We start from the raw sequence: 21265 nt of genomic DNA, 5'->3' as shown, positions 1-21265 counted from the left end.
AACAATGGGTGAGTTCTTTTTCGCATCGCGCCGCCGCGTCCTGTCCCTGTTTGCCGCCGCGCCGCTCGTCCTGTCATTCGCGTCCGCCTCCCATGCCGATGGTCTAGTCGACCAGATCAAGCAGCGCGGCACCATCGTCGTCGGCACGGAGGCCGCGTTCGAACCGTTCGAGTTCGTGCGCGACGGCCAGATCGTCGGCTACAACAAGGACATTCTGGACTATGCAGTCAGCCAGCTCGGCGTGAAGCTCGACCAGCTCAACCTGCCGTTCCAGGGGCTGCTGCCGGGACTGCTCGCCAAGAAGTTCGATCTCATGGCCACCTCGACCGGCATCAATCCCGAGCGGGCGGCGAAATATGCCTATACGCGTCCGACGGGCTCGTTCGAGAACGTCATCGTCGTGCGCGCGGACGAGGAACGCATCAAGAAGCCGGAGGACATCAACGGCATGGTCGTGGCGACGCAGCTTGCCTCTTCAGTGCAGCCCATCATCGAGGCCTATGACAAGGAGCTCAAGGACAAGGGCGGCAAGGGGGTCGGCGAGCTGAAGCTCTTCACGTCCTTCCCCGAGACCCACGTCGCGCTCGCCTCGGGCCAGGTCGACGCCATCGTCATCGCCTCGCCTTCGGCGGCCGTGCTGATGAAGAACGTCCCAGACACCTACAAGGTCGTCGGCTCGATCGGTGAATTCTCCTATCTCTCCTGGGTGGTGCGGCCTGAGGACAAGGATCTGCGCGAATTCATCAACGCCAAGATCGGCGAGCTGAAGGACAGCGGCAAGCTCAAGGAGCTGCAGTTGAAATGGTTCGGCTTCGAGATGAAGACGCCGGACCAGGGCTATCTGCCGCCCGGCGCACTCTGAGCCCCGAACATGTCTGGCGCGGCGCGGACGATGCGCTGCCGCTGATAGCGCCCGCGCCGACGCCAGACGATGCTTTTCCGTTCGAGCTGAAAAATGTTCCATTTTTCAAAGACGCTGACCTTTCTGCCGCAATTCCTGACCGGTGCCGCCATCACGCTCGGGGTCTCGGCGCTGGGGTTCCTGGTCGGCACGCTGATCGGCTTCGGCCTGCTTGCCTGCGGCCGGTCGCGGTGGCGCGTGGTCCGCTGGATAGGCGCGCTCTACACCAGCTTCATCCGCGGCACGCCGCTGATCGTGCAGATCTTCGTGGTCTATTACGTGCTGCCCGGCCTGGTCGGCATCGACCTGCCGCCGCTTCTGGCGGGTGTGCTGGCGCTCAGCTTCAACAGCGCGGCCTTCGTCGCCGAGATCCTGCGCGCCGGGCTGACGCGCATTCCCGCAGGCCAGTATGAGGCGGCCAAGGCGCTTGGCCTGAAGCCTGTCGTGACCTGGTTCAAGATCATCCTGCCGCAACTCTTGCGCGCCGTCATTCCGCCGATGGTCAACGAGTTCACCATGCTGGTGAAGGCGTCGTCCATCCTGTCGGTGATAGCGGTGGTGGAACTCACGCGCACGGCGCAGAACATCATGAACGTCACCTACCGGCCGGTCGAGGCGTTCTGCGTGGCGGCGGTGCTGTACTTCATCGTGTTGTTCTCCTGCAGCCTGCTGACCAGGCACCTGGAGCGCAAGGCGGACGGGGCGCGGGCATGAGCTTCGACGTCTCCGTCATCGCCGACAATTGGCAGATTCTCGCCAAGGGCTTCGGCAACACCGTGCTGATGTGCGCCGTCTCCCTGCCGCTGGGCTTCGCTCTCGGCATCTTGCTGGCGCTGGTCAGGCTGCGCGGCGGGCGGCTGCCGGCGGCGATCGTCTCGGCCTATGTCGAGCTGTTCCGCAACATCCCGTTCCTGATCCAGATATTCCTGTTGTTCTACGCCTTGCCGATGTTCGGCATCAGGCTTTCGCCGGTCGTGGTCTCGGTCGGCGCGCTGTCGGCCTATGCCAGCGCCTATTCCGCCGAAATCATCAGGGGCGCGATCCAGTCCATATCGCGGGGCCAGGTCGAGGCCGGCTACGCGCTGGGGCTGCGCTACCTCACCATCTTCCGCAAGATCCTGGTGCCGCAAGTGCTCGGCTATATCTTGCCGGCCGCCACCAACCTCACCATCACGCTGATCAAGGAATCGGCGATCCTGTCGGCGATCACCGTCCCCGAACTCACCTACATGGCTCAGAACGTCATCGGCCGAACCTTCTCGCCGGTGGAGATCTTCACCGCCATCGCATTGCTGTACTGGGGCCTGACCGCCCTTGTCGCGGCGATCTCGCGCAGCCTGGAGCACAGGCTGCAGCCCCATCTCGCGGCCCGCCGTGGCGCCTGATCCCAAAAAGCCTTCAACACAGAGGAGACCCCATGTCCAAGCTCACCACCGCGCCGCGCGATGTCTTCCAGACATTCATGAACTTCCCGCTGGTCGAGGATCTCGATACGCTCAAGGCCGATGTGGCCATCATCGGCATGCCCTATGGCGATCCCTATACGATCGACGAGCTGATCAACGACCAGACCAATGCGCCGACGGCGGTGCGGCGGGCATCCAAGCGCATCAGCCAGGCGCTCGACCGTTATGATTTCGACATTGGCGGGCCGGTCTTCGCCGGCCAGGATATCAAGGTGGTCGATGTCGGTGACGTGCCCGGCAATGCCGCCGACCATGTCGGGCATTACGGCAGGGCCGAAGCGGCGATCCGCAAGATCCGCGCCGCCGGCGCCCTGCCGATCACAATCGGCGGCGACCATGGCATTCCGATCCCGATCTTCAGGGCGCTTGATGGTGAAGGCCCGATCACCCTGGTGCAGCTCGACGCGCATCTCGACTGGCGCGACAATGTCAACGGCGTCAAGGAAGGCTATTCAAGCACCATCCGCCGGGCCTCGGAGATGGCGCATATCAAGGATATCTTCCAGGTCGGCGTCCGTGGCCAGGGCAGCGCGCGCACCGAGGAGGTGGAGGCGGCGCGCGCCTATGGCGCCAACATCATCACCACCAACGAGTGGCAGGATATGGGCACCGCCGCCTTGCTCAAGCGCATTCCGGATGGCGGCCGCTATTACCTCACGATCGACGCCGACGGGCTGGATCCAGCCGTCATGCCGGCGGTGGAAGGGCCGCAGCCGGGCGGTGTCAGCTACCGCCAGACGATCGAGCTGATCCAGGGGCTGGTCGGCAAGGGGCGCCTCATCGGCATGGACATCGTCGAGATCGCGCCGGCGCGCGACGTCAACGAGATCACCTCGATGACGGCGGGCCACATCATCCTCAACGTCATCGGCGCCGCCGTGCGCGCGGGCTACTTCAAGCGCTGAGCTTGCAGTTCCCGTTTGTTCCATGTCGGCCGGGCAATCGGCTGACATGGTTGTTGCATCCGGTCTTCGACCGTGTTTGCGGCCGCGCACGAAAAATCTTGACGCCGTGCCTGTGGAGCATTCTACAGAAGGTGCCCCCATATGGAGACGCCAGATGTTCGGTGCCGTCCCGCTTTTGATCGTGCCTTTCGTGCTCTACAATCTCGGCCTGCTCGGAATATTCGGCGGCGGCGACGATCCGTGGGCGAGTGAGATCTTCTCGTTCCGCATGATGTCGGGCGGGGTGTTCTCGATGACGCTCGGCGACCTGATTGTGCTGATCGGGCTGATCTTCCTGTTCCTCGAAATGGTGAAGTCGGCGCGCACGACCACGGCCTCGATCATGGACCATCTTCTGTCGATGCTGGTCTTCGTCGCTTTCCTGGTCGAGTTCCTGCTGGTGAAGGGTGCCGCGCACTCCATCTTCTTCACGCTGATGATCATCGCGCTGTTCGACGTGCTGGCCGGGTTCGCGGTGTCGATGCGGTCGGCCAGCCGCGACATCAATTTGAATTGAGGCTCAGCCCGGATCGGCGGTGAAGCCGGCGGCTTCGATGCCGGCAATCGCGGCTGCCTCGTCATTGTCGGATGTATCGCCGGAAATACCGACGGCGCCGATGATGCTCCCTGCCTTGTCGCGGATCAGCACGCCGCCGGCGACCGGCAGCACGCGTCCTCCCGACACGTCGGAAATGCCGGCAACCAGATGCGGACGTTCCTTGGCGAAGGCCTCGACCTTGCGCGAGCCCATGCCGATGGCCAGCGCGCCATAGGCCTTGCCGGCCGACATTTGCGGGCGCAGGAACGAAGCGCCGTCCTGGCGCTGGAAGGCGACCAGATGCCCGCCGGCGTCGAGCACCGAGACGCCGAGCGGCTTGAGCTTGAGATCGGTGCCCCTGGCGAAGGCGGCATCGATGATCTCGACGGCTTTTTCGAGCGGCAGCGCGGTCATGGCAATCTCCTGTTGAACAGCCCGATCATCGGCGGTCAGCCGGGCGAGGCAATCCCGGTTTCGGTTGAAATTGCTTCCTGTGAAGCAGCGGGATGAAGGCGCCTGACCGGTGGCGTCACCACAGCTCGATTCAGGGCGAGGAATTGGCGGAGGGGGAGACGTTACTTTTTCTTGGCGCGGGCCGGCTTCTTGGCAGGTGCGGCAGGCGTGTTGGCCAGATCTTCGGCTTCCTTGGCGAGCCGCAGCGCCCGCAGCTTGTCGGTCTTGGCCTTGCGGGCATCGCTCTCGGCGACATACTCGGCCATGGCTTTCTGCCGGACCGTCGCCGCCTCTTCCTGCTTCTTGAAGCGCAGATCGGCACGCGCGCGGGCAGTGTCCCTAGAGTTCTCAACCAAGAGTCTATCCAATCCCATCACGTGTGATTTTCGTCCCTTGTAGCAGAGCCGGCCTTTCAACGGGGAAAATAGTTGGTCAGCCGGCCGGGCTGGCGTTGAGGGCCTTTTCGGCAACCACCGCTTCATAGGCGGCCCGCAGCGTTGCACGGACAGAGGGGCCGGGCGCTGTATCGAGAGGGGTGCCGAGATGCTCATGGCGCAACTCGGCCATGAATTTCTCCCACATTGGCGGCCCGCCCTTTTCAAGGAGTTCGGCGCGGATCGACAGCTCCTCGCTGGTCGGCAGCCAGACGCGGCCCCAGGCGCCGAGATGGGCAAGGATGGGCACCAGTGTGATGGCCATCTCGGTCAGGCTGTAGATCGCCTTCTGCTTGTGACTGGGGTCGTCCGCCTTGGTCAACATGCCGAGTTCCATCAGCCGCTTCAGCCGGTCGGCGAGGATGTTGGAAGCAATGCCTTCCATCGACCCGTTGAGCAACTCACGAAAATGCCGCCTGCCGCCAAAAATCATGTCGCGCAGGATGATCAGGCTCCAGCGGTCGCCGAACACCTCGAGCGAGAGGTTGATCGGGCAGCCTGACCGGCGATCGAGGGTCATTCGATGTTCTCCACGCAAAACCAGTTGCATTATCGTATCGGTTTTATTATCGTGCAACCGATTGCAAAATGCAATCAGATGAGGAGGGCCAGCAAATGACAACCAAGGACCGTCCCGAGATCATATCCGAAACCTTTGGCGATCCGGCGGACCCCGCGCTGCTGTTGATCATGGGCGCTATGGCCTCGATGCTTTGGTGGCCCGAGGCGTTTTGCCGGAAACTCGCGGATGCCGGCCTCTACGTGATCCGCTACGACAATCGCGACACCGGCCGGTCGACCAAATACCCGGTGGGACAGCCGCCCTACACTTTCGACGACATGGCCGACGACGCGATTGCCGCTCTCGACAGCCGCGGCATCGGCAAGGCGCATGTCGTGGGAATGTCGATGGGCGGCATGATTGCCCAGTTCGTGGCGCTCAGGCACCCCTTGCGCGTCGCTTCGCTGACCGTGATCAGCAGTTCGCCCGTGGGGACCGACACTTCGCATCTGCCGAAAACGACCGACGCCTATCTGGAGCATTCGGCCGATGGAGCCAAAGTCGACTGGACGGATCGCCGCCAGGTCATCGACTTCATGGTCAGGGATGCGCGGGCGATCGCCAGCACCGCCCATCCGTTCGACGAGGCGGGGATGAGAGCGTTCATCGAACGGGATTACAGCAGGTCCGGCGGCTTCCTGAGCGCCACCAATCATTTCATGCTCAAGGGCGGTAACCAGTGGAAGGGCCGCCTGCCCGAAATAGCGGCGCCGCTTCTGGTCATCCACGGCACGTCGGATCCGATCTTTCCGGTCGAGCATGGCGAGGCCCTGGCCCAAGCTGTTGCCGGCGCGAAACTGCTTCGCATCGAAGGCGGCGGTCACGAACTGCATCCGGATGACTGGCCTGACATAGAGGCCGCCATCGTCGCGCACGTCCGATCCAGCTGAGACTTCGCGGGTGGGCCTTGACGAGCGAGGTTCACCGCAATAGTTAAGCAAATGCTTCAGTGTTGCCACAGAAACAGACGAGCACAAGAATGTCCCTGACGCTGCATTTCCATCCGCTGGCTTCCTTCTGCTGGAAGCCGCTGATCGCGCTTTACGAGAACGCCACGCCTTTTGCGCCGGTCATTGTCGATCTCGGCGACGAGCAATCACGCGCGGCCTTCCTGAAGATTTCGCCGACCGGCAAGATGCCGGCGCTGCGCGACGACGCGCGAGACCGCACTGTGCTGGAATCGACCATTGTCGTGGAATATCTGGCCGCGCACTATCCGGGACCGGTCGAACTCGTTCCCGCCGACATCGACCTGGCGCTGGCGGTCCGTCAGGCCGACCGCTTCTATGATTTCTATGTGCAGGAGCCGATGCAGAAGATCGTCGGCGACAGGTTGCGGCCGCTCGACAAGACCGATCCATTCGGTGTCGAACAGGCGCGCGGCCAGTTGCGCAATTCCTATGCCATCATCGAACAGGAAATGCAGTCCAGGGAATGGGCTGTAGGCGATGCCTTCACCATGGCCGATTGCGCGGCGTCTCCGGCGCTCTTCTACGCCAACAAGGTCGAGCCGTTCGGCGACAAATATCCCGCCGTGCAGCGCTATCACGACCGCTTGCTGCAACGCGCCGCCTTCATCAGGGTGATCGAGGAGGCGCAGCCCTACTTCAAGTTCTTCCCCTACAACAACGGCTGATCGCGATGCTGCACGATCCCGCCCAACTCGACCTGATGTTCCAGGCGCTCGCCGATCCGGCGCGGCGGCAGATGGTCGACCGGCTGTCACGCGGCCCCGCCTCGGTGAGCCAGCTGGCCGAGCCGTTGGCGATGTCGCTGTCGGCGGTCGTCCAGCACCTCAATCTGCTGGAAGCGAGCGGCCTCGTGCGCACGCAGAAGGTCGGGCGGGTGCGCACTTGCCAGATCGATCCAAGGGCGTTGCGAGCGGCCGAGCACTGGATCAATGAGCGGCGCCTCTCGTGGGAGCGCCGGCTGGATCGGCTCGGCGATTTCCTGGCCGAAAGCTAGAGAGGAAAATGTCATGTCGAAGACCAAATCCGAACTGGTGCGCGGCTATTTCGCCGCCTTTCAGGCCGGAGACCGCGCCGTGATGGGTTCAAGCATGCTCCCGAAGACCGGCCTCCGGTTTTCAGGGTCACGTTCCGGGCAATTCAATCCACCAAGGAAGGTTTCATGACTGAGCGATCCGTTGTCCATTCCACCTTTGTCGTCGAGCGGAGCTATCCGGTGGCACCGGCGAAAGTCTTCTCCGCATTCAGCAGCCCGGATGCCAAGCGGCGCTGGTTCGTCGATCCCCATGACCCGGTGCCCACCCGGCACGAAATGGACTTCCGCGTCGGCGGCAAGGAGGTCAATGCCGGCTGCCCGAACGACGGGCAAATGCATTTCTTCAACGCGGTCTATCAGGACATCGTGCCGGACGAGCGCATCGTTTACAGCTATGAGCTGCTGTTCGGCGAAACCCGCGTTTCGGTGTCGCTGGCGACGATCGAATTTGTGGCGGAAAGCGGCGGCACGCGGCTTGTGATGACGGAGCAGGGCGCATTCTTCGACGGCCACGACACCTCAGCCACGCGCGAGCATGGAACGGGCGAACTGCTCGACGCGCTCGGCGCCTTCGTGAGTTCGCAATCCTGACCGGGTAGCTCAAGTGCCGCAGGCAGAAACGATCAGGCTTCCCAGAATTGATCGAGCCAGATGTTGAGTCTCAGGAAGCCGGCATTGCTCACCGTATAGACACGCCGCGTGCCTTCAGCCTTGGCGTTGACCAGCCCGGCGTCGAGCAACACTTTCAGATGCTGTGATACGGCCGGGCGGGAGACTGGCAGTCCGGACGCCAATTCGTTGACGGTCTTCGGACCGCGTCGAAGTTCTTCCAGAAGATGGCGCCGATTGGGGTCGGCGATCGCCATGAAGGCGTCGGAAAACATCATGCCTCATTTGTGAGGCAAAGTTTTTCAAATCTCAACTGTTTGCTTCTGCTTTTCTTCTCGGATCGAGCCGCAATGCTTCGGGGGTCACCGAACGGTCAGCCGGCTGCGTCTTGAAGGCGTCGCGATCCTCGATCGGCACCGGAGCGCGGCGGCTGATGCGCAGCAGCGTGTAACCCGCCAGGGACAGATGCGCCAATGCGGTCGCCAGGAACAGGCCCTCCGGGCGCATCCAGCCCATCAGGGCGGCGGCCAGCAACGGCCCGATCATGGTGCCGAAGCCGTAAAGCAGCAGCAGGCCACCCGATACCTTGACGAAATCCTCGGAGCGGGCGTGGTCGTTGGCATGCGCCACGGCAATCGAATAGAGCGTGTAGGCGAAAGCGCCGTAGGCGGCGGTGAAGACGAGGACGAAGACTGCTGAGCGCGGCTCGAACAGGAAGATGAGAAGCGCAAACAGCGCCGCGCCGAAGGCAGCACCGGCCAGCACGAAACGGCGGTCGGTCTTGTCGGAGAGACGCCCGGCCGGAAGCTGCATGGCGGCACCGGCGACGACCACCAGGCTCATCATCAAGGCGATCTCGGCGGTGGAGATGCCGACGCGGGCACCGTAGACCGCGCCGAGCGTGCCCCAGGCGCCGTTGGCGATGCCGATCAAGAGGCAGGCGATCGCCGACACCGGCGAGTTGGCGTAGAGCCCCCTGACGTCGAGCTTGACGTCCTGCAGCGGCTTCGGGAGGGAAGCGCTCGAAACCGCTGTCGGCAGAAGCGACAAGCAGAACAGGATGCCGGTGATCATGAACAGCGACGCCGATTTCACGTCGCCGCCGGCGACGATCATCTGTCCGCCCATGATCGAGGCATAGGTGACCATCATATAGAGGCCGAAGACGGTGCCACGGTTCTCGTTGGTCGCCTTCTCGTTCAGCCAGCTCTCGATGACCATGAAGGCGCCGGCCATGGTGAAACCGGTGAAGGCACGCAGCAGGATCCAGACATATTCGTCGATGACCAGGCCCGTCAGCAGCGCCACGATGGCGCCGGACGCGGCAAAGGCGCCGAAGGCGCGCACATGCCCGGCACGGCGCACGATGCGCGGCGCAAAGAAGCAGCCGGTGACGAAGCCGCCGGCCCAGGCCGTGCCCATCAGGCCGAGCGAAGCGGTCGAGAACCCTTCCAACTGGCCGCGCAGGGGCAACAGCAGCCCGTGCAGTCCCGATGCCGCCAGAAGGAAGGCGGTGCCGCGGAGCAGGGAAAGGATCGGTCTGTAGGCTGCGAGCATTTTTTGATCCGGCTGAGGGCTGGGAGGGGCGCAGGTTTGAAGACAGTCGCATTCGGGCTTTTCGGCGGCGAACGGTTACCTCAGCGAATTATCCGCGGCGGAACAGCGCCTCGGCCGCCGACTTGGTGTTGTCCTTGGTCTTGAGTTCGGCCTCCAGCCGGGCGATCTCGTCGCGCAGGATGCCGATGCGCTCGGACAGTTCACCGACGGAAAGCAGCGACAGGTCTTGCCCGATCTCGTGCGGGCGTGCCTTCTTCTTGGGTTCGTCGTCGAAGATCGCCATCGTCGCTCCTCCTACGCCAGACCAGATTGGCCATTTGCCTGATTTGGCAATCAGCATACATAGGGCAGGGGCATCGATGCAAACAGCCGGTAAAAGCCGGCTAGGAAAGACGGGAAACTTCATGGCGAGCGGACAGAAAATTCCGGCACGGATGACGGCGATCGCGATTTCGGAGCCGGGCGGTCCCCGGGTGCTGAAGCCGGAAACGCGCGACGTGCCGCTGCCCGGCCCCGAAGAAATCCTGATCAAGGTCCATGCCGCAGGCGTCAACCGGCCCGACGTCCAGCAACGCAAGGGTGCCTATCCGCCACCCCCCGGCGCATCGGACCTCCCCGGCCTCGAAGCATCGGGTGAGGTGGCGGCCCTTGGCGACGAGATATCGCGCTGGCGCATCGGCGACCGGGTCTGCGCACTCACGCCCGGCGGCGCCTACGCCGAATATGTAAGGGTTCACGCAGGCAGCGTTTTGCCGCTGCCGGCGGGCTTCACCCATACCGAAGCGGCGGCGGTGCCGGAGAACTACTTCACCGTCTGGCACAATGTCTTCGAGCGCGGCGGACTGAAGAAGGGTGAGACGCTGCTCGTCCATGGCGGCTCGTCCGGCATCGGCACCACGGCGATCCAACTCGCCTCGGCCTTCGGCGCCTATGTCATCACCACCGCTGGATCGAAGGAGAAATGCGACGCGTGCCTGAAGATTGGCGCCGACCGCGCGATCAATTACCGCGAGCAGGATTTCGTCGCCGCGGTCAAGGAGGCGACCGAAGGCCGAGGCGCCAACGTCATCCTCGACATGGTCGGCGGCGACTATGTCCAGCGCAACTACGAGGCCGCCGCGATCGAGGGCCGCATCGTGCAGATCGCCGTCCAGGCAGGTGCTGTGGCGAGCGCCGACTTTTCCAAGATCATGGTCAAGCGGCTGACCCATACGGGTTCGACGCTGAGGCCCCGCACCGTGGAATTCAAGGCAGCGATCGCGGCCGCGTTGGAGGCGCAGGTGTGGCCGCTGCTGGGCACGCGCAAGGTGGCGCCGGTCATGGACATGATCTACCCGCTCACCGATGCCTGGCGCGCGCATGAGCGGATGGAGGAAGGGGATCATATCGGCAAGATCGTGCTCGACGTAGGCTAGGCCCGTATCCCCTAAATCTCGACACCGTCCCCGGGCGCCCGCCTTGCCTGCAAGATGAACAGAATCTTAATGGTGCAATGCAGCATTTGCATCATTGCTATGCAAAATCAGCCGTTCAAGTCCTCATCGATGATCACTATTTGAGCATCATCGAAACGAACCCAATTCAGGAGGACTACCATGAACCCGATCCGCGCTTTCCGTAACTGGCGCATGTACAACGAGACCGTTCGCGAATTGAACCGCCTCAACGCACGTCAGCTCAGCGACCTCGGCATCAACCGCGCCGACATCGAAAGGATCGCCCGTCAGGCGATCTGATTGCAAGCGCGACCTCGCCGGAAGGCAGGGTCGCAATGTAGAGCCGACGCAGACGCCTTGTTCGTCGCCGGTTCCGAACCCGCTGGACCCTGTCCGGCGGGTTTTGTCTTTTGGGGTGCCAGTCGGCGTGAGCCGCCGTCACCCGTGTCAAGCACCAGGCGGCTTGACCTCTGTTTTCAGCATGGCATCTTGACGGATGGGGACCGGTTGCCGCGTGAGCGCGTGGCTGGCAGGGCAGGCATCGACGAAGGCTTCCACGCCCATGTTGGATGATCTTACCGACAAGATCTACGAGGCTGCTTTCGTTCCGGACCTGTGGCCGGAGGTGCTGGATGGCATAAATAGAGCCTCCGCCTCAGTGGGCGGCGCCGTGTTCCTGTTTGCCGATGAGCAGCCGGTGCGCGGAAGGACGGTCCCGCTGCTGCAGGACTTGCTGAATGAATTCCTCCTGGGCGATACGCTGCAGTTCTCCACGGCGGTCTCGCGCATGTGCGCGGTGCAGCCGGCCAGTTTCGTCGATGTCGAGAGTTTCCTGACAGCCGAGGAAATCGAGAACGATCCCATCCGGGTCCGCCTGCGCGCGCTTGGGATTGGCGCGCATACCTGCACCGCCATCCCGATGCCGAGCGGCGAACTGGCCATCTTCGTCTTCCAGCGAAGGCTTGGCGAGGGCCGCTACGACGCCGGCAGCTTCGACATTCTCGACGGTTTGCGGCCGGCCATGGCGCGCGCCAGCTTGATCGCCGCGCGGCTTGGCCTGGAGCGGGCCAAGGGAACCGTTGCCGCCATGACGGCCATGGGGCTGCCGGCGGCCATCCTCTCATCGAGGGGGCATGTGCTCGCCGCCAATCTGCTGTTCGAGAGCATGGGCTCGATCTTCCTGCCGGTCGCCTTTGGCGGCATGGCAATCGTCGATGCGGATGCCAATCGCCTGTTTCAGCAGGCCGTCGTCGCCGCACGCGGGGCCGCCGAACCCTCGGTCCGGTCCATCCCGGTTTCGGCCGCCGCCGACAGGTCGCCACTGATCCTTCATGTCCTGCCGCTGCGCCGTTCCGCCCACGAGATATTCTCGGGCGCCGACATCCTGGTCGCGGCGACGGCGGTGAACGCCAGTTCCATGGTGCCATCGCCAACGCTGCTTGCCGGACTGTTCGACCTGACGCCAGCCGAGGCGCGCCTGGCCTCGGCACTTTCGCAAGGGCGAACACTGGCGGAGGCGGCGGCAAGTGCCAACATCACCGTGAAGACCGGGCGAACCTACCTCGAACGGATATTCGCCAAGACAGGAACACGCCAACAGAGCCAGCTTGTCGCTCTGCTCAAGGGCACGGAGCCGTTCCGGTAACCGCCGGTTCGCGGTTTTCTGCGGGCTTTTCCAAAAACATTGCGAAGCGGGCAGGGAACGGCTATACAGGCCCCGAATTTCCCATTTTGGTGGCTCTAAACCACCGCCCGCGCGGGAACGCGGGCGAACGAGAAGGATTTTTGCGATGGCCAATACGCTGCTGATGCCCAAGGCGACCGCCGTCTGGCTGGTCGACAACACCGCGCTTTCCTTCGAGCAGATCGCGCAGTTCTGCGGGCTGCATCCGCTCGAGGTCAAGGCGATCGCCGACGGCGAATCGGCGCAAGGCATCAAGGGCATGGATCCGATCATGACCGGCCAGCTGACCCGCGACGAGATCGCGCGCGCCGAGAAGGACCCGAACCAGCGCCTGAAACTTTCCGACCCCAAGGTGCGGGTGCCGGAATCCAAGCGCAAGGGTCCGCGCTACACGCCGCTGTCGAAGCGCCAGGATCGGCCGAACGCCATTCTGTGGCTGGTGCGCAACCATCCCGAACTCAAGGACGCGCAGATTTCGCGCCTTGTCGGCACCACCAAGTCGACGATCGAGCAGATCCGCGAACGCAAGCACTGGAACTCGGCCAATCTGCAGCCAATGGACCCGGTGACGCTGGGTCTCGCCTCGCAGATCGACCTCGACATGGAGGTCAACCGCGCCTCGCGTGGCCGCGAACAGGCGCAGCCGGTCGGCGACACGCTGTTGCCGGCGGCATTGACCGAGCGGCTGGTGCCGGCGCCGGAGAAGCCGAAGGACGAGGACGCGGAGCTCGACGCCAACGCCGTCTTCGCCAAGCTGTCAGCGCTGAAGTCGAAGGACACCGATAAGGACGACGAGGAATAGGCTTTTCGCCAATTCGACAAAAAAGCCCGCTTCGAGCGGGCTTTTTTGTGCGGTCGGGCAAATCTCAGCTTCGCGCCGCGCGGTCGGGCGCCATGCCATAGTCCTCGCTGCGCTCCACCGCCCGGTAGAAATCGGCGAGCTGCTTGCCGCGTTCCGGCTTGAAGATGCGGCCGGCGATGACCACCGAGGCGATGCGGTCGATGCGGAAAGCGCGAAAATCATCACGCATCTCGCACCAGGCGACCAGCGTCCAAACCTTGCCCCAGAACCATAGGCCGAGCGGCCTGATATCGCGCGCGGTACCGCGACCGGCTTCGTCCGAGTAGTCGATGGTCAGCACCTGGCGTTTTTCGACCGCGCGCTCGATCAGGTCGATCGCCTCGCGGGCGGCGTCGCTGACCACCCACATCGGCGTGTGGATCTCGGTGCGGGCGATGCGATCCTTTTCGGCATCGGGCAGTACGGCACCGATCTTGACCAGCGCCTCGTCGGCGGCGCGCGCCATGGCAGCGCCGCCAAAGGCGCGCACCATGCGGGCGCCGGCAACCAGCGCCACGATCTCGTCACGCGTGAACATCAGCGGCGGAAGGTCGAAACCCTCCCTCATCATGTAGCCAACGCCAGCCTCGCCGTCGATCGGCACCCCAGTCGACTGCAGGTCGGCTATGTCGCGATAGATGGTTCGCTCGGAAACCTCGAGCCATGTGCCGAGCTTCTGTGCGGTGACCAGGCGGCCGCCACGCAGATGCTGCACGATCTGAAAGAGCCTGTCGGCGCGGCGCATCGTTTGCTTCCCCAGTGTCTTTCCCATGCATGCCGTGGCTCCCGGACCGGGTCCACTTCCACATGACATGCATTACGGTTTCAGCCCTTCGCGCTTACGCTGCGCGGCAACGAATTCCGCGCCGAAGGACAGTTTCCTCGTTGTCGGCGTCCTCGAATCAAGCACGCGCCAGAAGGGAGCGATGTCGCGGAGCGTCATGCCGCGCTCGAAATCCTCCTTAGCTGCCTCGGCGACCGTGCGCAGATGATAGCCTATGGTGACCGGGCATGTCACTTCGGCGCCGTGCTCAATGGCGAGCGCGGTGCGCAACGCGCGAACGTCCATCTCGACACCTTCAGGAATCGAGCGGATGAAATCATGGACCTGGCGCGCGGTTGGCACCAGCATGGGCTGGCCCTCGACGACGTCTCCCATCGTGCGCGGCGTTGGTTTCACGCCGTTGATGCCAGGCGTGTTCAGCCTGTCGTTCCAGCTTTTCATCGATCGTCCTCTCGGCCGGCCATGCGCATCAGTCACCATCGCACGCGCCTCCTGACAGCATACTGTCAGGAGGCTTCAGCATACTCCTTGGCGAACAGCGTCCGCATCTGCGCGAGATCGCTGCCTTTTTCGGGATAGAGCGTCCGCAGAAAGGCGAGAGCGAAGGTGCCGGGCGCCGAGCCCGGCGCGGAGACGATCCTGCCGTCGGCCACGGCGTGCGGCACGTCCTGATAATTGCCGTCGCCGGCATAGCCGGCTTCGTGGCGGTTGATCCAGTCACGGCCATTGCTGGTATGCCTGGCCTTCTCGAACATGCCGGCTCGGGCCAGCGCCAGCGTCCCGGCGCAAATGCCGCCAACGACACCGCCGCGCGCCGCGACGGCCGTCAGCAGTTCGGAAGCATCCGGCGGCGCCTTGCCCGCCCACTGGTCGGAACCGATGACGGCCACGGCATCGAGATCGATATTGTCATCGGCGTCCGCCGAACGGTCCGGTGTCAGGCGAAAACCGCTGATTCCGGTCACCGGCTTGCCTCCCGGCGTCAGCGACACGGCGCGAGCGCCGAACCACTCGACCGCCGAGGCCGCCAGCAACCCATATTCCCAGTCGGCAAAGCCCTCGATGAAAAGGAAGCCGATTGTCTTGTTCTCGGGCATGAGCTCGCTCCATCCCTCGCGCCGGACCTGATATCTGGGTGCTGACGTGTCAGCCTCCAACCGCTGGCTTGAAAATTCTGCTCAATTGCCGTGATGGCGACGCTCGGCATACATGTCGGGCCAGCCGATATCCTTGCGAATGTCGGCGGGCAGCGCGTTCATGAACCGCTGCGTGCGGATCTCGTTGCGCATCGTGCGGATCTTGCCGACATAGTGCTGCATGCCACGCAGAATGGTAAAACCGTTCATGACCAATCTCCTCTCTCTAACTGGAGGCAGTATCGCATACCCCTCCTGACAGCAGTCTGTCAGGAGGATGGCAGGTCGTATCGCGACAGTTCCGTTCTCGTCATGGCAGGTCCTGCGGGTGCGGGTCGTTCACCAAGATCAGCCAATCTGGCCGTATTGTTCATCGCCTGGCGACAAACTGTCGGGACAGGCGGCCTTAAGCGGGACGACCGGAGTTCTGATATGAAAGGAGAAAATTCTTCCCCAAAAACAGGGAGACGACCATGAGCATGCAACTGACAGGAATTCACCATCTGACCGCCATCACCGCCAATGCGCCCGGCAATCTGCACTTTTACACAAAGGTGCTGGGCCTGCGGCTCGTCAAGAAAACGGTGAACCAGGACGATACCTCGGCTTACCATCTCTTTTATGCCGACGGCGAGGCAACACCGGGTACGGACCTGACCTTCTTCGACTGGCCGGTCGGCCGCGAACGGCGTGGCACGCACAGCATCGCGCGGACCAGCCTCAGGGTCGGCAGCCAGGAGAGCCTTGCCTGGTGGAAGCAGCACCTTGCCAGCGAAGGTATCGTGACAGGAGAGATCGCTGATATCGGTGGCTACAAGTCGCTGGATTTCGAAGACCCCGAAGGCCAGCGCCTGCGGCTCGTCAGCGATGACGGAAAGGGCGGCAGCCATCCCTGGGCGCAAAGCACGGTGCCGGCCGGACATCAGATCCGCGGGCTCGGGCCAATCGTCATCAGTGTTCCCGATATCACCAACACCGAGGCGGTGCTGACCAGGGTGATGAACATGCGCAAGGTACGCGACTATGCCTCGCCGGACGGCGAGGGCCAGGTCCGCGTCTTCGAAATGGGCGCGGGCGGGCCGGCGGCGGAGCTTCATGTCGCCGTGCAGCCCGGGCTGGCGCCCGCAAGGCAAGGCGCCGGTGCGGTTCACCACGTCGCCTTCAGGGCGCCCGACCAGGAGACGCTCCATCAATGGACGGCGCGTCTTGCCGAATTCCGTCTGCCGTCGAGCGGCGAGGTCGAGCGTTACTACTTCCGCTCGCTCTATTTCCGTGAGTCGAACGGCATCCTGTTCGAGATCGCCACCGACGGGCCGGGGTTCACCGCCGACGAGCCGCTGGAAACGCTCGGCGAAAGCCTTGCCCTGCCGCCGTTCCTGGAGGCAAAACGCGCTTCGATCGAGGCTGGCCTCAAGCCGCTGAAGTAGATCGTTGCGCGGTTAGGTGCGGGCGCCGCGTTCCGGTTCTGGATCGCGGCGTCTTTCTTTCCCGGAGACCGAGCGAAACCGCTTTGACAGGTGACGGCGTTGCTGGTCAAAGGCGGCATGACGAAACTCCTCGCCCTTGTCATCGTCGGGTTCATGGTGATCCAGCTCATCAAGCCGCTCGGTTGGCCCGGGCTCAGGCGACGCGGCGATTTCTGGAAATTGGCGCTTCTTGCCATGGCGGCGATTTCGCTGGCGGCCGTGCTCGGGCATTTGACCTAAGCTGTCGCGCCGCCTGGCCATAGATATTCAGTCGCCAAGCACAGGGCCGACGAGATGTTCCGCCCAGGCCCGGTAGCCGGCCTCCGAGGCATGGAACCCGTCGGAGGCAAAACCGGCTTCAGGGTTGGTGATCGGCAGGCGCGGCGCTGGCACCGCGCCGCGTTCCAGGCAGAGGCGTTCGCCCATCCGGTTCATCGCGGTGGCGCGGACCTCGAGGATCTTGCCGAGCAGCGACGGCATGGCCGGCGCGCGCGTGAACTCCAGCACCGGCGACCATACCACGCGCGCCTCCGGCCATTTGGCGCGCAGCGCGTAGAGCAGGCCGCCGAACTCCTTCTTGAAGCGCGGCACGGAATGAAAATTCTTGGTGTCGTTGGTGCCGATGGCGAGCATGATATGCGTCCACGGATCGGCCGACAAATTGGGCAGGACATGGTCGCGGATCTGGCCAGATGTCGCCGAATTGAAGCCGGCGGCACGCCAGCGCACAGCGCTGCCCGTGCGCTGCGCAATCAGCACGGCGAGCTGCGCGGCAAGGCCGTTTTCGGAATTGCCGATGCCGACCGACGCGGCGGAGGAATCGCCCAGGACCAGCAGCGACATCACCGGGGCCTGGCCCGAGATCTCGTGCATGACCGGGCCTTGCGCCGGCAGCATGCGCGAGGTGCGGCGGCGCACGCCCAACCCCTGCCAGACATAGACCGGGAAGGCGAGCCAGGTGAGGATGGTCGGGAAACGCATGGCAATACCGTGAAATGACGAGGCAGCCTTAGCGCATGTTTTGATCGGCGTGAACGGATCCCGCCTCATCGACCCATGCCCTTTGTTTTGGCGCAATTCCGGACGGGAAACCGTTTCACGCTTTTTCTGAAATTGCCCTAGGGGCAAGCGTCGTCCTGCCGCGACCTGTTTCCATAGTCGTCGTGCAACCGCACCCAGTCCATCGAAGTGCCATAGGGGCCGGTCTCGCCACGGCCTTTCGGCGCCATGTCGAGATATTGATAGGCGCCGATGAACTGCTCGCTGCCACGGGCGCGCGACATGAAGGTCAGGAAGATGTCACCGGCTTCCTCCCTGTAGAAGACAGTGGTGCCAGGCAGGTCCTTCGACGTCGATACCGGTGTCTCGAAATTATAGACGGCTTCGCCGGAGGCGATCTGCCTGTCGGTGAAGGAGACCTGCATGTCGAAGTTGAAATCCGAGGCATAGGAGGACACCCAGTCGAATTTCCATCCCATGCGCTGCTTGTAAGGCAGCAGCTCGGCGAGCGGCGCGCGCGCGATCACGACAAGCGACACGTCATGATGCCTGAGATGCTGGTTGGCGCCGTCGATGTGATCGGCGACGAAGGCACAGCTCTCGCAGTGATGCGTCGAGCCCGGCGCGAACACGAAGTGGTAGACGATCAGCTGGCTGCGGCCGGCGAAGAGATCGGCCAGTTTCTTTGGTCCGTGTTCCGTCTCGAAGACATAATCCTTCCGCACCTTCAGCCAGGGTAGCTGCCGCCGCTCGGCCGCAACGCGTTCGCGTAACCGCGTCAGTTCCTTCTCGCGGTTTAGATGTGCCTTGTGGGCCTCGAACCAGTCTTCGCGCGAAACGACCTTGTTGCGATGCATGAACTTCTCCCTGTCTGCACCCCAAGGACGTACGGGATGGGCGCGAGCCGACATCGCCGCTGCCAGGAATGCCCAGAGGAAATAAGAATGCGAATGCCTGGCCCCAAGGCCGGCGCGCCAAAACAAAAAACCCGGGCACGTCGGCCCGGGTTTGAAGGGAAGGGATAGCAGGGGGTCTTCAGGCAGCCTGTTCCAGGCTCGCCTTCCATTTGCCGAGTGCGGCCAGATGGTTCATATGGGCGCGGTGGGTGAAGGCGGCCTGGCCGGCGGCGATGTTGGACGCCTTGCCGCTCCAGGCCTTCTGCGGCGCCGCCTGCAGCGCGCGGCCGTAGGAGAAGGTCAGCTTCCACGGGTGCGGACCGATGGCGTTGATGGCGTTGAGGTTGGCGGTCGCCTCCTCGTCCTCCTGGCCGCCGGAGAGGAAGGCGATGCCCGGTACCGCCGCCGGCACCGTCTCGCGGAACAGCTTTATGGTCTTTTCGGCGACTTGCTCGGGACTGTCCACGATGCCCGACTTCTTGCCCGACAGGACCATGTTCGGCTTCAGGATCGTGCCTTCAAGCACGACGCGGGCCGCGTGGAGTTCGTCGTAGAGCCTTGTCAGCGTCGCCTTGGAAACCTCGTAACAGGTGCCGATGTCGTGGGCGCCGTCCATCAGCACTTCAGGCTCGACGATCGGCACGATGCCGGCTTCCTGGCAAAGGGCGGCATAGCGGGCGAGCGCATGGGTGTTCGCGCCGATCGAGGTGGCCGAGGGGACGCCCCTGGCGGTGTCGATGTCGATCACCGCACGCCATTTGGCGAAGCGGGCGCCGAGCTTGTAATAGTCGGCAAGCCGTTCGCGCAGGCCGTCGAGGCCTTCGGTGACGGTGTCGCCGGGAAAGCCGGCCAGCGGCTTGGCGCCGGCATCGACCTTGATGCCGGGAATGGCGCCTGATGCCTTGATGATGTCGACCAGAGGCGTGCCGTCGGCGGCCTTCTGGCGGATGGTCTCGTCATAGAGGATGACGCCGGAAATGTACTTGGTCATCGCGTCCCTGGAGCGGAACATCATCTCGCGGTAGTCGCGGCGGCTGTCGGCGGTCGATTCGACGCCGATGACGTCGAAGCGCTTCTTGATGGTGCCGGAGCTTTCGTCGGCGGCCAAGAGGCCCTTGCCGTTGGCCACGATCGCGGCGGCAATGTCTTCGAGACGTTCGCTCATTCTGCTTCTCCTGAACCGGTTGATCTGCGCCTAGCAGAACACTACCGCCAAAGGAATGACGCCGGAAAGCTCGAATCGATTGAAAGTCGCCGGCGCCGCCGCCGGCTCCCTTCGAGTTGATCGAATTGCCGGGGAGCGGCCGAACGCTTCAGCGCTTCAGCACGTCGACGCCGGGCAACGGCTTGCCTTCCATCCACTCCAGGAAGGCGCCGCCGGCGGTCGAGACATAGGTGAAGTCGTCGGCGACACCGGCATGGTTGAGCGCCGCCACCGTATCGCCGCCGCCGGCGACCGAGACCAGCTTGCCGGCCTTTGTGCGCGCGGCCGCATGTTTGGCCGCCGCCACCGTGGCGTGATCGAACGGCTCGATCTCGAAGGCGCCGAGCGGACCGTTCCAGACCAGCGTCGCCGCGCGGTCGATCCACTCTCCGATCGTCGTCACGGTCTTGGCGCCGACATCGAGGATCATGCCGTCGGCCGGCACGTCGGAGATGGCGACGGTCTCGCAGGCGGCGCCCGCCTTGAACTGCTTGGCGACGACGCCGTCGACCGGCAGGATGATGGCGCAGCCGGCTTCGGCGGCCTCGATCATGATCTGCTTGGCGGTCGGGGCCAGGTCATGCTCGCAAAGCGACTTGCCGACATCGGTGCCGCGCGCGGCGAGGAAGGTGTTGGCCATGCCGCCACCGATAACCAGCGCGTCGACTTTCTTCACCAGGTTCATTAACAGGTCGATCTTGGTCGAGACCTTGGCGCCACCGACGATGGCGACGACCGGACGCACCGGATTGCCCAGGCCCTTCTCCAGCGCCTCGAGTTCGGCCTGCATGGTGCGGCCGGCAAAGGATGGCAGCAGGCGCGCCAGCCCTTCCGTCGAGGCGTGCGCCCGGTGGGCCGCCGAAAAGGCGTCGTTGACGAAGATGTCGCCATTGGCGGCGAGCTGTTCGGCAAAGGCGGGATCGTTCTTCTCCTCGGCCTTGTAGAAGCGGGTGTTTTCGAGCAGCAGCACGTCGCCCTTGTCCATGGCGGCGACAGCGCTGCCCGCCGTGTCGCCGACGCAATCGGAGGCGAAGCCGACGGGGCGGCCGAGCACCTGCGCGGTGGCCCTGGCGATCGGCTCCAGCGAGAATTCGGCCGAGGGGCCATCCTTGGGCCGGCCGAAATGGGCGAGCAGGATGACCTTGGCACCCTTGCCGGACAATTCGGCGATGGTCGGCGCGATGCGCTCGATGCGGGTGGCGTCGGTGACCTTGCCGTCGGCGACGGGAACGTTGAGGTCGACGCGCACCAGCACGCGCTTGCCGCTTATGTTGCCGATGTCGTCCAGTGTCTTGAAGGCAGCCATGCCGGTCCCTTTCGTCTGAAAATCGCCGGGACCATACCCCGCATC

General features: G+C 63.8%; 29 protein-coding genes. 15 read left to right on the top strand and 14 right to left on the bottom strand.

What is annotated here, in order from left to right; genetic code table 11:
- Positions 1-4 precede the first annotated feature (4 nt).
- The 5 genes from EN861_RS07045 (at position 5) to EN861_RS07025 (ending at position 3828) form a co-directional block, all read left to right on the top strand.
- Positions 5-862 carry a transporter substrate-binding domain-containing protein gene (locus EN861_RS07045; RefSeq protein WP_135863142.1) on the top strand — a complete coding sequence of 286 codons (858 nt, stop codon included), beginning with the start codon at positions 5-7 and terminating at the stop codon, positions 860-862.
- Between the two features lie 93 nt (positions 863-955).
- On the top strand, positions 956-1615 hold the full coding sequence (locus tag EN861_RS07040) for an amino acid ABC transporter permease (RefSeq protein WP_135863140.1): 660 nt from the start codon (positions 956-958) through the stop codon (positions 1613-1615).
- The gene (locus tag EN861_RS07035; protein ID WP_135863138.1) at positions 1612-2286 is read left to right on the top strand and encodes an amino acid ABC transporter permease; all 675 of its coding nucleotides are present in this window, start codon (positions 1612-1614) and stop codon (positions 2284-2286) included. The genes EN861_RS07040 and EN861_RS07035 overlap by 4 nt, the downstream gene beginning before the upstream one ends.
- Positions 2287-2318: 32 nt before the next feature.
- A complete protein-coding gene (locus tag EN861_RS07030; protein WP_135863136.1) occupies positions 2319-3272 on the top strand; it encodes an agmatinase in 954 nt (317 codons plus the stop codon).
- A 154-nt stretch (positions 3273-3426) separates the two neighbouring features.
- Entirely contained in the window at positions 3427-3828 is a 402-nt protein-coding gene (locus EN861_RS07025; RefSeq protein WP_127278211.1) for a hypothetical protein, read from the top strand.
- 3 nt (positions 3829-3831) lie between these two features.
- Here EN861_RS07025 and EN861_RS07020 read toward each other — a convergent pair whose 3' ends face one another.
- From EN861_RS07020 to EN861_RS07010, 3 genes are all read right to left on the bottom strand, one after another.
- Positions 3832-4263, bottom strand: coding sequence for a heme-binding protein (locus EN861_RS07020; protein WP_127278212.1), 432 nt, complete (start codon positions 4261-4263; stop codon positions 3832-3834).
- A 161-nt stretch (positions 4264-4424) separates the two neighbouring features.
- Complete coding sequence (locus EN861_RS07015; RefSeq protein WP_135863133.1) at positions 4425-4658, bottom strand: hypothetical protein; 234 nt, start codon at positions 4656-4658, stop codon at positions 4425-4427.
- Positions 4659-4734: 76 nt separating this feature from the next.
- Positions 4735-5256, bottom strand: coding sequence for a helix-turn-helix domain-containing protein (locus tag EN861_RS07010; RefSeq protein ID WP_027141872.1), 522 nt, complete (start codon positions 5254-5256; stop codon positions 4735-4737).
- Between the two features lie 95 nt (positions 5257-5351).
- Between EN861_RS07010 and EN861_RS07005 the strand changes: the two genes are divergently transcribed.
- The 4 genes from EN861_RS07005 (at position 5352) to EN861_RS06985 (ending at position 7893) form a co-directional block, all read left to right on the top strand.
- Positions 5352-6188, top strand: coding sequence for an alpha/beta hydrolase (locus tag EN861_RS07005; protein ID WP_135863131.1), 837 nt, complete (start codon positions 5352-5354; stop codon positions 6186-6188).
- Positions 6189-6277: 89 nt separating this feature from the next.
- A complete protein-coding gene (locus EN861_RS07000; RefSeq protein ID WP_127278216.1) occupies positions 6278-6934 on the top strand; it encodes a glutathione S-transferase family protein in 657 nt (218 codons plus the stop codon).
- 5 nt (positions 6935-6939) lie between these two features.
- Positions 6940-7263 carry a metalloregulator ArsR/SmtB family transcription factor gene (locus tag EN861_RS06995; RefSeq protein WP_127278217.1) on the top strand — a complete coding sequence of 108 codons (324 nt, stop codon included), beginning with the start codon at positions 6940-6942 and terminating at the stop codon, positions 7261-7263.
- Between the two features lie 219 nt (positions 7264-7482).
- Positions 7483-7893: an SRPBCC family protein gene (locus EN861_RS06985; RefSeq protein WP_245464356.1), complete on the top strand. Its 411-nt coding sequence runs from the start codon at positions 7483-7485 to the stop codon at positions 7891-7893.
- A gap of 32 nt (positions 7894-7925) precedes the next feature.
- Here EN861_RS06985 and EN861_RS06980 read toward each other — a convergent pair whose 3' ends face one another.
- From EN861_RS06980 to EN861_RS06970, 3 genes are all read right to left on the bottom strand, one after another.
- The gene (locus tag EN861_RS06980; protein WP_019861642.1) at positions 7926-8189 is read right to left on the bottom strand and encodes a metalloregulator ArsR/SmtB family transcription factor; all 264 of its coding nucleotides are present in this window, start codon (positions 8187-8189) and stop codon (positions 7926-7928) included.
- Positions 8190-8220: 31 nt separating this feature from the next.
- A complete protein-coding gene (locus EN861_RS06975) occupies positions 8221-9468 on the bottom strand; it encodes an MFS transporter (protein ID WP_127278219.1) in 1248 nt (415 codons plus the stop codon).
- An 88-nt stretch (positions 9469-9556) separates the two neighbouring features.
- Positions 9557-9751: a DUF1192 domain-containing protein gene (locus EN861_RS06970; protein WP_027141877.1), complete on the bottom strand. Its 195-nt coding sequence runs from the start codon at positions 9749-9751 to the stop codon at positions 9557-9559.
- 121 nt (positions 9752-9872) lie between these two features.
- On the opposite strand from EN861_RS06970, the gene EN861_RS06965 reads away from it, so the two are divergent.
- The 4 genes from EN861_RS06965 (at position 9873) to EN861_RS06950 (ending at position 13390) form a co-directional block, all read left to right on the top strand.
- Positions 9873-10883 (top strand): NAD(P)H-quinone oxidoreductase, encoded by a 1011-nt coding sequence (locus tag EN861_RS06965; protein ID WP_135863127.1) that lies wholly within the window; start codon positions 9873-9875, stop codon positions 10881-10883.
- Positions 10884-11063: 180 nt separating this feature from the next.
- Positions 11064-11204: a DUF1127 domain-containing protein gene (locus tag EN861_RS06960; RefSeq protein ID WP_064987068.1), complete on the top strand. Its 141-nt coding sequence runs from the start codon at positions 11064-11066 to the stop codon at positions 11202-11204.
- Between the two features lie 262 nt (positions 11205-11466).
- Positions 11467-12549 carry a helix-turn-helix transcriptional regulator gene (locus EN861_RS06955; RefSeq protein WP_127278221.1) on the top strand — a complete coding sequence of 361 codons (1083 nt, stop codon included), beginning with the start codon at positions 11467-11469 and terminating at the stop codon, positions 12547-12549.
- Between the two features lie 145 nt (positions 12550-12694).
- On the top strand, positions 12695-13390 hold the full coding sequence (locus EN861_RS06950; RefSeq protein ID WP_127278222.1) for a DUF1013 domain-containing protein: 696 nt from the start codon (positions 12695-12697) through the stop codon (positions 13388-13390).
- A 64-nt stretch (positions 13391-13454) separates the two neighbouring features.
- Here EN861_RS06950 and EN861_RS06945 read toward each other — a convergent pair whose 3' ends face one another.
- The 4 genes from EN861_RS06945 to EN861_RS06930 form a co-directional block, all read right to left on the bottom strand.
- On the bottom strand, positions 13455-14174 hold the full coding sequence (locus EN861_RS06945) for a YafY family protein (protein ID WP_013529238.1): 720 nt from the start codon (positions 14172-14174) through the stop codon (positions 13455-13457).
- A 72-nt stretch (positions 14175-14246) separates the two neighbouring features.
- Entirely contained in the window at positions 14247-14654 is a 408-nt protein-coding gene (locus tag EN861_RS06940) for a hypothetical protein (protein WP_127278673.1), read from the bottom strand.
- A gap of 65 nt (positions 14655-14719) precedes the next feature.
- A complete protein-coding gene (locus EN861_RS06935) occupies positions 14720-15310 on the bottom strand; it encodes a DJ-1/PfpI family protein (RefSeq protein ID WP_127278672.1) in 591 nt (196 codons plus the stop codon).
- A gap of 81 nt (positions 15311-15391) precedes the next feature.
- On the bottom strand, positions 15392-15559 hold the full coding sequence (locus EN861_RS06930) for a hypothetical protein (protein ID WP_015315361.1): 168 nt from the start codon (positions 15557-15559) through the stop codon (positions 15392-15394).
- Between the two features lie 263 nt (positions 15560-15822).
- Here EN861_RS06930 and EN861_RS06925 point away from each other — a divergent pair, with 263 nt between their 5' ends.
- Both EN861_RS06925 and EN861_RS06920 read left to right on the top strand, forming a co-directional pair.
- Complete coding sequence (locus EN861_RS06925) at positions 15823-16776, top strand: ring-cleaving dioxygenase (RefSeq protein ID WP_127278671.1); 954 nt, start codon at positions 15823-15825, stop codon at positions 16774-16776.
- A gap of 117 nt (positions 16777-16893) precedes the next feature.
- On the top strand, positions 16894-17055 hold the full coding sequence (locus tag EN861_RS06920; RefSeq protein ID WP_015315363.1) for a hypothetical protein: 162 nt from the start codon (positions 16894-16896) through the stop codon (positions 17053-17055).
- A 27-nt stretch (positions 17056-17082) separates the two neighbouring features.
- Here the strand turns inward: EN861_RS06920 and EN861_RS06915 are convergent, their stop codons facing one another.
- The 4 genes from EN861_RS06915 to EN861_RS06900 form a co-directional block, all read right to left on the bottom strand.
- Positions 17083-17796 carry an SGNH/GDSL hydrolase family protein gene (locus EN861_RS06915; protein ID WP_127278670.1) on the bottom strand — a complete coding sequence of 238 codons (714 nt, stop codon included), beginning with the start codon at positions 17794-17796 and terminating at the stop codon, positions 17083-17085.
- Between the two features lie 137 nt (positions 17797-17933).
- The gene (locus EN861_RS06910) at positions 17934-18671 is read right to left on the bottom strand and encodes a thioredoxin family protein (RefSeq protein WP_127278669.1); all 738 of its coding nucleotides are present in this window, start codon (positions 18669-18671) and stop codon (positions 17934-17936) included.
- 178 nt (positions 18672-18849) lie between these two features.
- Complete coding sequence (locus tag EN861_RS06905; protein ID WP_127278668.1) at positions 18850-19875, bottom strand: class I fructose-bisphosphate aldolase; 1026 nt, start codon at positions 19873-19875, stop codon at positions 18850-18852.
- A 148-nt stretch (positions 19876-20023) separates the two neighbouring features.
- Positions 20024-21220: a phosphoglycerate kinase gene (locus tag EN861_RS06900; protein WP_135863125.1), complete on the bottom strand. Its 1197-nt coding sequence runs from the start codon at positions 21218-21220 to the stop codon at positions 20024-20026.
- Between the last annotated feature and the right edge of the window lie 45 nt (positions 21221-21265).

Source organism: Mesorhizobium sp. M8A.F.Ca.ET.218.01.1.1, assembly GCF_004791165.1.
In the GTDB taxonomy this organism is placed as follows: Bacteria; Pseudomonadota; Alphaproteobacteria; order Rhizobiales; family Rhizobiaceae; genus Mesorhizobium.
This window is presented reverse-complemented; position numbering and strand designations above follow the sequence as displayed.